The sequence below is a fragment of the Rhizobium sp. UFLA01-1127 genome, assembly GCF_059803845.1.
In genome coordinates this window covers 1-11,349 of the sequence record NZ_JAUQTZ010000178.1, presented here as the reverse complement: position 1 = coordinate 11,349, position 11,349 = coordinate 1, and the positions used below count along the sequence as shown (strand labels likewise).

The window sequence follows — 11,349 nt, the reverse complement described above, 5'->3', positions numbered from 1 at the left end:
GTTCCTGATCTTCTTCCGTGCCCTGGCCGCTGTCGTACATGTACCCGACCGCATACTGGGCGTCGGACCGGCCCTGATCGGCTGCTTTGCGATACCAGCCAAGCGCGATCGCCTTGTCCTGATGGACGCCGAGGCCGTTGGCATACATGTAACCAAGTGCATATTGCGCCTGTGCCTGATCCTGGGCCGCGGCTTTCTGGTACCAAGTGACGGCCTCTTCCCGGTCGACATTCATGCCCCGGCCATTCGCAAAGGAATAGCCGATGGCGTATTGGGCGTCTGCATTGCCACGTTGCGCCGCCTTCAGATACCAGTCGTTCGCCTTTTTCAGATCCGCATCGACGCCGCGACCGCTGGCATACATATAGGCCAGCGCATATTGCGCCTGCGCATTGCCTTGCTCTGCCGATTTCCGATACCAATCGACGGCCTGGGCATCATCCTGCTCCACGCCCTGGCCATTGGCATAGCGATAGCCGAGACCGTATTGTGCTGCCGGATTGCCTTGCTTTGCGAACTCCACCCAATATTTCAGGTCGATCGTGGTATTGGCCGGTCCCGGGGCAGGATCCTCGGCATGAGCAAGCCAGGGCAGCGAAAGAGCAAGCGCCAATCCCAATGCATAGCTCTTTGTCTTCAAGGCCAGAGTCCCCCCAAAATCTGCGTCGCAGACGGCAATCGATCTGAACAATATGGCGATGTCTTGGTCAAGGATCGCAGCGCATCGAATCGCAGCGGTTCTCCCCAAGCCATGTGATCCCTATCCAGGAAGCACGTCGTAGAGGCGGAAGATCCATGTGATCTGGTAGATCAGCCCTATGACCACGAATGCTGCCTGGAAACGCCGGTTGGCGGTGATCGAGGCAATGATGCAAAGGATGATGTAGACGATATTGCGCGCCGGATATTCCCAGCCGAGAGATCGAAAATAGGCCTCTCCCTTCAGCATCGTGTCCACGAGGTCGACGGCGTAGGTGACGGCAAGCAGGCCGAAGAACCAGTGACGGCGGGAGATGAAATATTCCTCGAAGCCGCCATAGTCCTCCACAGACGGCGGATTCAGCAATACGCAGAGGAAGTAAAAGAGGCAGCAGAAGCAGATGAGAAAGAGATAGACGCCGAAACTGATCTGCGCGACGGATTGCAGCCGGTATTCCCACCACCAGAAATGGATGATGAAGAGGAACATGGACAACACCCAGCCGATGTGGACCATGTATATCTTGTTCTTGCCCGGCGATTGCACGAAGCCGGCAAGCCGGGTCAGGAGCTGGGCGAGCGAAAGGCCGATCACCATGCTCATGACCGTCCTGATATAGACGTAGACCTCCGGTGTGTGCGCGGAATCCATCGCGTCAGCTCTCCTCTGGTACAGCCTTCGGCAAGCCGTTTTCATCGAGCGCGACCATGATGAACGTCGCCGCCGTGACTTTCTCAAGGCTGTTATAACGGGCACGGTGCGCCCATGCTTCGACGCTCAGGGTGATCGAGGTGCGACCGACACGTTCGATATCGGTGAAGACGCTCAGCGTGTCGCCGATCTTGACCGGCAGTTCGAACGCCATCTCCTTGACCGCGGCCGTCACTACGCGGCCGCGCGCGCGTTCGGCAGCGCGAATGCCGCTTGCCAAGTCCATCTGCGCCATGACCCAGCCGCCGAAAATATCGCCGGCAGGATTGGCGTCGGCGGGCATGGCAAGCGTGCGCAATGTCAGCTCACCTCTCGGTTTGACGCTGTCGTTCATTCATCTGCTCCTGTTTCACGGCCCGATTCCAAAACTTAACCTATGCAATCCGGATAGGATGGAAAAGCCTTGCCGGCGTTTCCGTGGAGACGTCTTGTGGGCTGGGAGCATTGCTTCATGCGTTCCGCCCGTCCGCATGGAACCGATCCGAACCATTGCGATCGGCTGCGGTAAGCATTCGTTCACCCTTCCCATTTAGGATTTGTAACCGTTACCGACCGTGGCTGGGGCAGCGGATCAGGACTATGGCCATCTTACCCATTCTGCGGCGGGTCGCGCTGCCATTGCTATTGTCGTCGGCGCTGGTCGCCTGTACGGCAGACAGTCTCTTGCCGCCCTCCAGCATCGACAGTTCCTCGCGCGTCGGCTCCATCAAGCCGTATCGGAGCGTGCAGCAGCGACAATTCGCCTATCAGGGCGTTCGGGACCCCGTCGTTTCTGCTTCGAGCAATTACAACGGCGGCCCTGTTCGCTCCACGGGAACCGGCGAGGCTGTGACCACTTCCGACGTCGAATCCGGTCTGGCGCAGCAATCGAACATTCCGTCTCAAGGCGTCAACATGGATGCCGAGCTCGGCGTCGGCCCGAGTGAGGAGGCTCAGTCCGGATCGGTGGTCGGATTGGCACAGGAAGAACAGCAGAATATTGCCGAAGGTCAGTCCGATCAGCCTGTGGTCGACGGCATCGGCACCGACGCGCCGGTGCAGACCAACCGCTCCACTCTTCAGCGCCCGGCCGCACAGGCCGAACTCAACCAATCGCGGATACCAAGGTCGCTGCCGGGAACGCAGGTCGCAATGCTGCCGCGCGTCGAAAATCCGATACCGCGCCTCGATCAGCAGTTCGAGGCGCCGCAATCGACGCCCGGCATGATGCCGCCTTCGGAAATCGCCTGCCGTCAGGAGCTGCGGCGCCTGGGCGTCGTCTATACGGATAGGCCGGCCATATCGAACGGTCCGGCATGCCAGGTTCCTTATCCGATTTCGCTCGGTGGTCTCTCCGGCAACATCGCCGTCAGGCCGGCAGTCACACTGAACTGTCAAGTGACGCTCGCCTTTGCCAAATGGGTGAAGAACGAGCTCGCTCCGGCAGCGCGCACGCGCTACTGGTCCGGCATCGGCACGATCGTTCCGCTCGGCGGCTATTCCTGCCGACGCATGAACAATAGCCGGCAACGCTATAATCCGATGTCGGAGCACGCTCACGGCAACGCGATCGACGTCGGCACCTTCGTCCTGAAGAACGGCCACGTGATCGACATACGCAGAAAGGGCCTCTTTTCCTTCAGGGAAGGTGCGCTGCTCAAGGCGGTGCGCAGCGACAGCTGCCGCTATTTCGATACGGTGCTCGGGCCGGGCAGCAATCCGGAACATTGGAACCATTTCCACTTCGATCTCAGGGATCGGAAGGGCGGCCGGCGCTATTGCAGCCTGTGATTGGCGTTTCGCCGGAACAGCATCCATCCTTGCCGAACGGAGAAGCTGATTTACCTATCTGGGTGAATCGCGCTTTAAGTGGGCTGTCCGAGAGCATAAGAGGGTTTCATGGAAGACGTGCCGAGACGAAAGAAAAGCCTGGGAAGAGCGCTCGCCGCCGCACTGATCGCTATCGTCATCGTCATCGGCGGCCGCTGGTATGCCTATGTCGCCTATGCCGACGATCCGTTCGATGAGGTCGGCATCGGCCTCAACTCCATGATGCCCGGCCCCATCCGCGACAAGGGCTGCGAAATGCTGAAGGCTCGCTTCGAGCACAAGACCCTGCCGCCGGCGGGCTGCGGCGTGAACGGCAGCTGGTGACCTTCGCTCTTCGGATCGTAAGCCGGCAAAAAAAGAAAAGCCGGCTAGGCCGGCTTGAGTGGCGCATGGCAACGACGGGGGTCCTTGCCTGCTCCAGAAAAGAACTTCATGTTGCAATGATGCATGCAATATGAATGCGAGGGCAATAAATCGGCCAATACAGCAGGCGCTAACGGTGTCGCCAAGAGGCGTTGGGCGGAGTTGCGACAAACGTTGCTCACCTAAGGAGCTATATGCCCGACCAAGGTCACGATTTGATGACAGCTTATTTGGGTTAAGCGAACGCTGTGTTTCGTCGTCTCGGGGTGGTCAAAGCTTAAAACCGGTTATATAGCGGGCAAACGCCGCGAAATTCATCACAAAAGCCGGAATTTGCCTGACCATGGCTCCGATCATTTCGATTCGCAATCTTAGGAAAACATACTCCAACGGATTTCAGGCACTGAAAGGTGTCGATCTCGATATCGAGCGGGGTGAAATCCTGGCGCTGCTCGGGCCGAATGGTGCTGGCAAGACGACATTGATTTCCATCGTCTGCGGGATCGCCAACCCGAGCAGCGGCTCGGTGACGGTCGGCGGGCATGACGTCGTGCGCGATTTCCGCGCTACGCGCAGCATGATCGGCCTCGTGCCGCAGGAGCTGACGACCGATCAGTTCGAAACGGTCTGGAATACGGTGAGCTTCTCGCGCGGGCTGCACGGCAAGAAGCCGAACCCTGAACATATCGAGAAAATCCTGCGCGATCTTTCGCTCTGGGAGAAGAAGGACAACATGCTTCGCCAGCTTTCCGGCGGCATGAAGCGGCGTGTATTGATCGCCAAGGCGCTCTCGCACGAACCGGAGATACTTTTCCTCGACGAGCCGACGGCTGGCGTCGATGTGACGCTGCGAAAGGACATGTGGCATGTGGTCGAACGTCTGCGCGCGTCCGGCGTCACGATCATTCTGACGACGCATTACATCGAGGAGGCCGAGGAAGCTGCCGATCGCGTCGGCGTCATCAATGGCGGCGAGCTGCTGCTGGTGGAGGAGAAGAAGGCACTAATGGCCAAGCTCGGGCGCAAGCAGCTCATCCTCGATTTGAACGAGCCGCTGGACGCCGTCCCGCACCGTCTCGAAGGCAATGGGCTTTCGCTCGGACCGAGCGGTCTGACGCTGATCTATGATTTCGATGCCCAAAACGAGCAGTCGAGCATCGCGGCTCTGCTGTCGAAGCTGGCCGAGCAGGGAATTCACTTCAAGGATCTCTCGACGCGTCAAAGTTCGCTCGAGGATATTTTCGTCTCGCTGGTGGAGGCAGGCAAATGAACTTCGAAGCGGTCAAATCCATCTACGCTTTCGAAATGGCCCGCACGCGCCGCACTCTGCTCCAGAGCGTCGTTTCGCCGGTCATTTCCACGTCACTCTATTTCATCGTCTTCGGTGCGGCGATCGGTTCGCGCATCAATCTGGTCGAGGGTGTCTCCTATGGGGCGTTCATCACACCCGGCCTGATCATGCTGACCCTGCTTGGCCAGTGCATCAGCAACGGCTCCTTCGGCATCTATTTCCCGAAATTCACGGGCACGATCTACGAGGTGCTGTCGGCACCCGTCGCCATGGCCGAGATCGTTCTCGGCTATGTCGGCGCGGCGGCGACCAAGGGGATGCTGATCGGCCTGATCATCCTGGCGACCGCGAGCTTCTTCGTCGATATCAGGATCGAGCATCCGTTCATGATGATCCTTTTCTTCGTGCTGACGGCCGTAACCTTCAGCCTGTTCGGCTTCATGATCGGCATATGGGCCGGGAATTTCGAGCAGCTGAACCTCATCCCGATGCTGGTCGTGCCGCCGCTGACCTTCCTTGGCGGCAGCTTCTATTCGATCAACATGCTGCCGCCTTTCTGGCAGGCCGTCAGCCACCTCAATCCGGTCCTCTATCTCGTCAGTGGCTTCCGCTGGAGCTTCTACGGCATCGCCGATGTCAATCCGGCGCTGAGCCTGGCCATGATCACGCTTTTCCTCGTCATCTGCCTGGTCATCCTTGGATGGATTTTCAAAACCGGTTATCGGTTGCGGAACTGACGGCGATGCCGGGCTGGCGGGTCTACAGCGCCGCGCGTCATATATGACGTGCAAAGGTCGCTGTAGTACTTTAAATTCACTGCATAATTTTATCCTTAAATCGATGCCGATTTAAGGAATTATGCAGGAAGCCCGCGGCTTTTGCTGCCGCAACACACGTCCTAGAAAGCATCCAATGTCGCAGGCTGATCCCAATCCTTCGCTATCCCAAGCACTTTCCCGGCTCGATCAATTGACCAATTGGGAGCGCAAGCCGCGCGGGGAGATGCGGGTCGGTCTCGAGCCGATGCTCGACCTCATGCAGCGCCTGGGTAATCCGCATCTGAGCTTTCGTGCCATTCATGTCGCCGGCACCAAGGGCAAGGGGTCGGTGTCGGCGCTTCTCGAGGCCGGATTGCTGCGGGCCGGCTGGCAGGTTGGCCGCTATGCGTCGCCGCATGTCGACCGTGTGAACGAACGTATCAGCGTTCTCGGTCATGAGGTCGAGGACGATGCGCTGGCACAGGCGATCATGCAGGTGCTGGACAGCTATGAGGGCGCAAAGCAGGCGGCGACTGCCGGGGAGGACGCTACCTGGTTCGACGTGATAACTGCCGCCGCCTTCGTCGTCTTCAGAGATGCCGGTTTGAACTGGGTCGTGGTCGAGGTCGGGCTCGGCGGCAGGCTGGACTCGACGAACGTGGTTTTCGGCGAAGTGGCCATCGTCATCAATATCGGCCTCGAGCATACGGAGATTCTCGGGGGTACGCGCGAGGCGATCGCGCGGGAGAAGGTCGGCATATTGAAGCCCGGCGCGACGCTCGCCACCACGCTTGCCGCTGGCGACGCCGCGGGACGGATCTTGCAGCAAAGGGCCGATGAACTTGGCTGCGACGTGCTTCGAACAGATCTTCCCGAAGATGCAACGATTGCGGAAACGAACATTTCGCTGGTCGGTCTGGTGTTCGATCACCTTGGTCGACAGGGCGAGGGCGTGCAGGAGGAGGGCGCAAAGGCCCGGCCCATCGGTGCGTGGCTGCTCGAACCGGCGGTGATCGCGAGGGCACATCTGCCGGGCCGGATGGAACGCTTTGACTTCGTGCTGCCGCCGGCGCTGCGGCACGGACGTCAGACCTTGCCGTTGGTGATGGACGGCGCGCATGTGCCGTTCAATATCGAGGCTGTCCTGCGCGATATCACGCGCTCGCCCGGCATCGGCGGCGATTGTGTCGTCATCGCCGCACTGGCCTCCGACAAGGATGCAATGGGCTTTCTGGAAGTCCTATCCCGATATGTTTCCTATGCGGTGTTTACCGAAGCATCCGGTTCCGGTCGCGCGCATGCCGCGAGCGAGTTGGAAGCGCTTGGGACGTCCATGGGGATGGCTTGCGAAGTCGAGCCCGACCCGCACAAGGCGCTGGATCGGGCCGTCGCGGCGGCTGCCGCGCGGGGCGGCTGGATGCTTGTCACCGGTTCGCTCTATCTCGTCGGTGCGCTGCGCGGCACCGTTATCGGAAATGCGAAATGACCAGGGAAATCTCGATCGGGCCAGCTCTCGCCGAAGATGTCGCCGACATTGCCAGGCTGCATCGCGCGGTCTGGTGCGACACCTATCGCGATCTTGCGCCTGCCGAGGTATATCGTGTCCTTGATGAAGATTTCCGCCGTGTGCGATGGGCCGATATTCTGGCCAATCCGCATGGAGATCAGCGGGTGCTTCTGGCCAAGCAGGGTGACCGGCTCGTCGGCATCGGTGCGACTGCGGCGCCGTCCGAGCCGGCATTCGGGGCACGCGGTGAGATCAAGTCGCTCTATGTCGATCCCTCCGTCAAGCGTCAGGGACTTGGCCGCCGGCTGATGCGGGCAATGATGGAGCAGCTTGCATCCATGGGATATTCGGGTGCGGCACTCGGGGTCGTCGCCGGTAACGAACCCGCCATCGCCTTCTATCGGGCGCTCGGAGGGCGATTGATCGGCCAGTATACCGATCCAGGGCCGATCTGGCGTTCCGACAATCTCATTTTCGCATGGGACGACTTATCCCTTCCGATCTGATCCGCGCACGCGAGCCGACCTGGATTGATTTTATCCGGCTGCGATCCGCTTGCGCGGTGCGATGGTCATGGCCATGACACCTGCCACGACGCAGACGAGGCCGACGGCTGCCGTCGGAGACAGAGGTTCGCCGAGCAAGGCGACGCCGATGCCGACGCCGATCGGGACGCGCAGATAGGCCTGCGCGGTCGTGCCGACCGAACCGAGGGTTTGAATGAGCCGAAAGTAGATGCTGAAGGCGAGGGCGGTTGAAACGACGGACAGGCCGAGGAGCGCCAGAATCGAAGTCGTGGATGGCGCAATCTGCCAGGGGTGCTCGACAATCAGACTGGCGGGGATCAGGAGAGCAGCACCGCAAAGCAACGAGCCTGCCGCCGGCATCATCGAATCCAACCCTTTGAAATTGCGGCCGAACAGGGCCGCGCATGCATAGCAGACCGATGCTGCAACGACGGCGAGCTGCGGCAGCGACTGACGGCCCATGCCATTCAGCGCATCGAGGCCGATGATCAGGCAAATCCCCGCCATGCCGGCACTTACGCCGAAAAGCTTGCGCCCCGACATCGGCTCGCTGCGCAGCACGAAAGCAGCGATCAGGAAGGTGAAGATCGGTGTCGTCGAATTCAATATGGTCGCGAGACCAGCATCGACGGTCTGTTCCGCCCAGGCGATCAGCGTGAAGGGAATGGCGCTGTTGAGGCAGGATTGAATGAGAAAACGCTTCCAAGTGGCTGCGTCTTTCGGCAGGCTCAGGCCACGCCAGCGGATGATCGCGAGCAGAACGAGACCGGCGATCATGGTACGCGCGGCGATCAGCGTGATCGGCGGAATGGTCGCTACCCCGACGCGGATGAAGGTATAGGAGGCGCCCCAGCAGGTTGCAAGTGCAAGGAGAAGCAGCAGTTCGGTCGATATATTGATTCTTGCGGGCGCCATGATGTCTCACTCTTCCTGTGTTCGGATATGCCCGTCTTTTAGAGTGAAGGCACCGGCGAATGCTTCGGTCCGAGCCGAACTATCGAATACGGCCGTTCGTTTCCTTCAATCCCGCAGCCGAAGCTCGTCGGTCTGCATCTGCATCGATCCCAGGGTTTCGAGAAAGCTCATGCCGAGAAGGCTTTGATCGAGCTTGCCGGCTTCGGCTACGCTCGCCTCGACATCCCTCCGCTTGATCGGGCCGATCGCCACCGAGCCGAGTTCCACGGGGGCCGCGCGGGCTCGACCGTTCGCAGTCAGCACTGTCATGGAATAGGTGAGGTTTTCCGGAATGATGCCGACGCGTTCGGCGTCTTCAGGCGAAAGAGCGATGGTACTGGCGCCGGTATCGATCAGCATGTCGATCGGCTGGCCATTGATTTTGACCCGCGCCTCGAAATGGCCGTTCGAGCGCTTGTGGAGGATGACTTCCTGGCCGCCTTCACTTGTGGTGACGACGACGGCATGGCCGGGCATCAAGCCTGCGAAGACGCGATTGCCGACCTGCTCGGCATCCTGGCGATAGATATAGGCGGTCGCGAGCGCCATGATGATGACGAACCAGATCAGAAGATTGCGGATCGACTGGCTGACGGTATGGCGGCTTGCCCAGACCGCTGCGCTCATCATCACAGCGATCGGCACAAGATAGACGACGCGTGCGAAATCGTCGTTGTGCATGCCGAAGGTGGTGCCGCCATTGTTGTTGAAGATGAGCAGTGCGAGGCCGATGCCGAGAATGGCGAGAACGATGTTCAGGCGGTTCATACGGCGCTGCGCTCCCGTGCCATTCTTTGACGGCGGGTTTCCCTGCGCGGCTTGCGTTCGACCTTCGTCAGGCGTTCGGGAAGCGTTTCCATGATCTGGCGGCGCTGGTCGTCACTGTAGTTCATCCACGCGCCGATCTCCGCCGATGTGCGGCCGCAGCCGAAGCAATAGCCGGTCGCTTGGTCGATGGAGCAGACAAGGATGCAAGGTGTCAGCATGAGATCATATATCGATGCTTCAAACGCACATGACAAGAGTACACAGGGAAGCGATCTCGCAAATCTGTTGCGTCGCGCCGATCGTATCGCCAGTGTGGCCGGACAGTTTTTGCTGCACGTATCTGGTCGCAAGAAGTGTCGCGGCACTGGTTGCCAGGAGGCAGGCGACCAGTGCTGCAACGCTGAGGACAGGACCTATGAGCAGCACGGCAAGGCCGAGTGCGGTAATCAAAGCCAGTTGCATGGCATCGCCATCCGGCTTGCCTGCGGACGCGGCTACTCCGTCAGGTTTGGCGGGTGGAAGGGCATACCAGTGCCAGACCATGGCGCCGCGGCTCAATGCGGCGGTTGCGAGAAGGGCAATCGCGCAGTCGAAAGGCGGCAGGTGGCGGGCGAGGGCGGCCAGCGCCGCGCCGCGCAGGCCGAAGGACAGGATGAGCGCGGCTGCGCCATAGGTGCCGATGCGGCTATCCTTCATGATTTCAAGGGCGCGGTCGCGGTCCTTACCGCCTCCGAGCCCGTCGGCGGTATCGCTCAGCCCGTCCTCATGAAGCGCGCCGGTCGTGACCGTCTGCACGACGAGTGTCAGCAGCGCCGCCATCAACGGATCGGCCTTGAGATCCAGCAGCACACCGAAAGTCAGCGCGGCGGGTACGACGATCAGCAGGCCGGCAAGGGGGAAGGTGCGGGACACATGCGAGAGCTTGCCGTCATAGCCTTCGAAGAAGGATGGCGACACCGAAATACGGCTGAGAAAGGCGACGGCGCGTGCGATGTCGCGCATATATTCCCGCATTTCTTCCTCTCCCCGCCATACGCACGACAGTATCGGGCGCTTTTGGAGTTGTTTGCGCCGATTCCGAAGATTAATAGAGTCGCACGCAAAGAACCCGATTTGAGACGAAAAGACAAGGAACGCATTCATGAGCGTCAGCGGCCTCCCATTCGACGATTTCCGCGCATTGCTGCGCGATCTGCCAGGCCCGGATGCCCGGGCGCTTGTGGCAGCGCGCGAGCGTGATGCGCAGCTCACCAAACCGCCGGGTGCGCTCGGCAGGCTCGAGGAAATCGCTTTCTGGCTAGCCGCCTGGACCGGCCGCGCCCCGGCCGTAACCCGGCCGCTGGTGGCGATCTTTGCCGGCAATCATGGTGTCACCAAGCAGGGAATTACGCCGTTTCCGCCTTCCGTCACGCAGCAGATGGTGGAGAACTTCGCCGCGGGCGGCGCGGCGATCAACCAAATCTGCGTTGCATATGATCTCGGTCTCAAGGTCTTCGACCTGGCGCTTGATTTTCCCACGGGCGACATCACCGAAGAGCCGGCGCTGACGGAGCGCGACTGTGCAGCCACCATGGCCTTCGGCATGGAGGCGATTGCCGGCGGTACGGATCTGCTTTGCGTCGGCGAAATGGGTATCGGCAACACCACGATCGCTGCAGCCATTCACTACGCTCTTTATGGCGGCAAGGCTGAAGACTGGGTCGGCCCCGGCACCGGTTCGGAAGGCGAGATGCTGAAGCGCAAGATCGCCGCCGTCGAGAAGGCGGTGGCACTGCACCGCGATCATCTCTCCGATCCGCTGGAAATCCTGCGCCGCCTCGGCGGCCGCGAGATTGCCGCCATGGCCGGAGCCATCCTTGCCGCACGCATGGAACGCATCCCGGTGATCATCGACGGTTATGTCGCGACCGCTGCCGCCTCCATTCTGAAGGCCGCCAATCCCTCTGCGCTCGATCATTGCC

Annotated in this window: 14 protein-coding genes; 7 read left to right on the top strand and 7 right to left on the bottom strand. The window is 60.5% G+C overall.

What is annotated here, in order from left to right:
* The 3 genes from Q4Q11_RS28630 to Q4Q11_RS28620 all read right to left on the bottom strand — a co-directional run.
* A partial coding sequence (locus tag Q4Q11_RS28630) for a tetratricopeptide repeat protein (protein WP_498571585.1) occupies positions 1-640 on the bottom strand: 640 nt, incomplete at its 3' end.
* A 120-nt stretch (positions 641-760) separates the two neighbouring features.
* Positions 761-1,351, bottom strand: a complete 591-nt coding sequence (locus tag Q4Q11_RS28625) for a hypothetical protein (RefSeq protein WP_112509210.1) — start codon at positions 1,349-1,351, stop codon at positions 761-763.
* 4 nt (positions 1,352-1,355) lie between these two features.
* Complete coding sequence (locus Q4Q11_RS28620; RefSeq protein WP_092716191.1) at positions 1,356-1,745, bottom strand: acyl-CoA thioesterase; 390 nt, start codon at positions 1,743-1,745, stop codon at positions 1,356-1,358.
* Positions 1,746-1,990: 245 nt separating this feature from the next.
* Here Q4Q11_RS28620 and Q4Q11_RS28615 point away from each other — a divergent pair, with 245 nt between their 5' ends.
* The 6 genes from Q4Q11_RS28615 (at position 1,991) to Q4Q11_RS28590 (ending at position 7,645) form a co-directional block, all read left to right on the top strand.
* Positions 1,991-3,181 (top strand): extensin-like domain-containing protein, encoded by a 1,191-nt coding sequence (locus tag Q4Q11_RS28615; protein WP_112509214.1) that lies wholly within the window; start codon positions 1,991-1,993, stop codon positions 3,179-3,181.
* 108 nt (positions 3,182-3,289) lie between these two features.
* Positions 3,290-3,544 carry a hypothetical protein gene (locus Q4Q11_RS28610; RefSeq protein WP_113223663.1) on the top strand — a complete coding sequence of 85 codons (255 nt, stop codon included), beginning with the start codon at positions 3,290-3,292 and terminating at the stop codon, positions 3,542-3,544.
* 382 nt (positions 3,545-3,926) lie between these two features.
* Positions 3,927-4,853 (top strand): ABC transporter ATP-binding protein, encoded by a 927-nt coding sequence (locus tag Q4Q11_RS28605; RefSeq protein ID WP_112509218.1) that lies wholly within the window; start codon positions 3,927-3,929, stop codon positions 4,851-4,853.
* On the top strand, positions 4,850-5,611 hold the full coding sequence (locus Q4Q11_RS28600; RefSeq protein ID WP_112509221.1) for an ABC transporter permease: 762 nt from the start codon (positions 4,850-4,852) through the stop codon (positions 5,609-5,611). The genes Q4Q11_RS28605 and Q4Q11_RS28600 overlap by 4 nt, the downstream gene beginning before the upstream one ends.
* Positions 5,612-5,786: 175 nt before the next feature.
* Positions 5,787-7,118 carry a bifunctional folylpolyglutamate synthase/dihydrofolate synthase gene (locus tag Q4Q11_RS28595; RefSeq protein WP_498571584.1) on the top strand — a complete coding sequence of 444 codons (1,332 nt, stop codon included), beginning with the start codon at positions 5,787-5,789 and terminating at the stop codon, positions 7,116-7,118.
* Positions 7,115-7,645, top strand: a complete 531-nt coding sequence (locus Q4Q11_RS28590; RefSeq protein WP_113217201.1) for a GNAT family N-acetyltransferase — start codon at positions 7,115-7,117, stop codon at positions 7,643-7,645. Before Q4Q11_RS28595 ends, Q4Q11_RS28590 begins: the two co-directional genes overlap by 4 nt.
* Positions 7,646-7,675: 30 nt before the next feature.
* Here the strand turns inward: Q4Q11_RS28590 and Q4Q11_RS28585 are convergent, their stop codons facing one another.
* The 4 genes from Q4Q11_RS28585 to Q4Q11_RS28570 all read right to left on the bottom strand — a co-directional run bounded on the left by Q4Q11_RS28585 (position 7,676) and on the right by Q4Q11_RS28570 (position 10,402).
* A complete protein-coding gene (locus tag Q4Q11_RS28585; RefSeq protein WP_498571583.1) occupies positions 7,676-8,581 on the bottom strand; it encodes a DMT family transporter in 906 nt (301 codons plus the stop codon).
* A gap of 105 nt (positions 8,582-8,686) precedes the next feature.
* Positions 8,687-9,388, bottom strand: a complete 702-nt coding sequence (locus Q4Q11_RS28580; RefSeq protein WP_112509230.1) for a retropepsin-like aspartic protease family protein — start codon at positions 9,386-9,388, stop codon at positions 8,687-8,689.
* Complete coding sequence (locus Q4Q11_RS28575) at positions 9,385-9,606, bottom strand: DUF1289 domain-containing protein (RefSeq protein ID WP_112509233.1); 222 nt, start codon at positions 9,604-9,606, stop codon at positions 9,385-9,387. The genes Q4Q11_RS28580 and Q4Q11_RS28575 overlap by 4 nt, the downstream gene beginning before the upstream one ends.
* Positions 9,607-9,625: 19 nt before the next feature.
* Positions 9,626-10,402, bottom strand: a complete 777-nt coding sequence (locus Q4Q11_RS28570; protein WP_112509235.1) for an adenosylcobinamide-GDP ribazoletransferase — start codon at positions 10,400-10,402, stop codon at positions 9,626-9,628.
* 127 nt (positions 10,403-10,529) lie between these two features.
* Between Q4Q11_RS28570 and Q4Q11_RS28565 the strand changes: the two genes are divergently transcribed.
* On the top strand, positions 10,530-11,349 hold an 820-nt coding region (locus Q4Q11_RS28565), incomplete at its 3' end, for a nicotinate-nucleotide--dimethylbenzimidazole phosphoribosyltransferase (RefSeq protein ID WP_498571582.1).

Bases quoted from the DNA above. Each gene is read 5' to 3' on its own strand.
- Q4Q11_RS28625 (WP_112509210.1), bottom strand. From the start codon at position 1,351: ATGGATTCCGCGCACACACCGGAGGTCTACGTCTATATCAGGACGGTC.
- Q4Q11_RS28620 (WP_092716191.1), bottom strand. From the start codon at position 1,745: ATGAACGACAGCGTCAAACCGAGAGGTGAGCTGACATTGCGCACGCTT.
- Q4Q11_RS28615 (WP_112509214.1), top strand. From the start codon at position 1,991: ATGGCCATCTTACCCATTCTGCGGCGGGTCGCGCTGCCATTGCTATTG.
- Q4Q11_RS28610 (WP_113223663.1), top strand. From the start codon at position 3,290: ATGGAAGACGTGCCGAGACGAAAGAAAAGCCTGGGAAGAGCGCTCGCC.
- Q4Q11_RS28605 (WP_112509218.1), top strand. From the start codon at position 3,927: ATGGCTCCGATCATTTCGATTCGCAATCTTAGGAAAACATACTCCAAC.
- Q4Q11_RS28600 (WP_112509221.1), top strand. From the start codon at position 4,850: ATGAACTTCGAAGCGGTCAAATCCATCTACGCTTTCGAAATGGCCCGC.
- Q4Q11_RS28595 (WP_498571584.1), top strand. From the start codon at position 5,787: ATGTCGCAGGCTGATCCCAATCCTTCGCTATCCCAAGCACTTTCCCGG.
- Q4Q11_RS28590 (WP_113217201.1), top strand. From the start codon at position 7,115: ATGACCAGGGAAATCTCGATCGGGCCAGCTCTCGCCGAAGATGTCGCC.
- Q4Q11_RS28585 (WP_498571583.1), bottom strand. From the start codon at position 8,581: ATGGCGCCCGCAAGAATCAATATATCGACCGAACTGCTGCTTCTCCTT.
- Q4Q11_RS28580 (WP_112509230.1), bottom strand. From the start codon at position 9,388: ATGAACCGCCTGAACATCGTTCTCGCCATTCTCGGCATCGGCCTCGCA.
- Q4Q11_RS28575 (WP_112509233.1), bottom strand. From the start codon at position 9,606: ATGCTGACACCTTGCATCCTTGTCTGCTCCATCGACCAAGCGACCGGC.
- Q4Q11_RS28570 (WP_112509235.1), bottom strand. From the start codon at position 10,402: ATGCGGGAATATATGCGCGACATCGCACGCGCCGTCGCCTTTCTCAGC.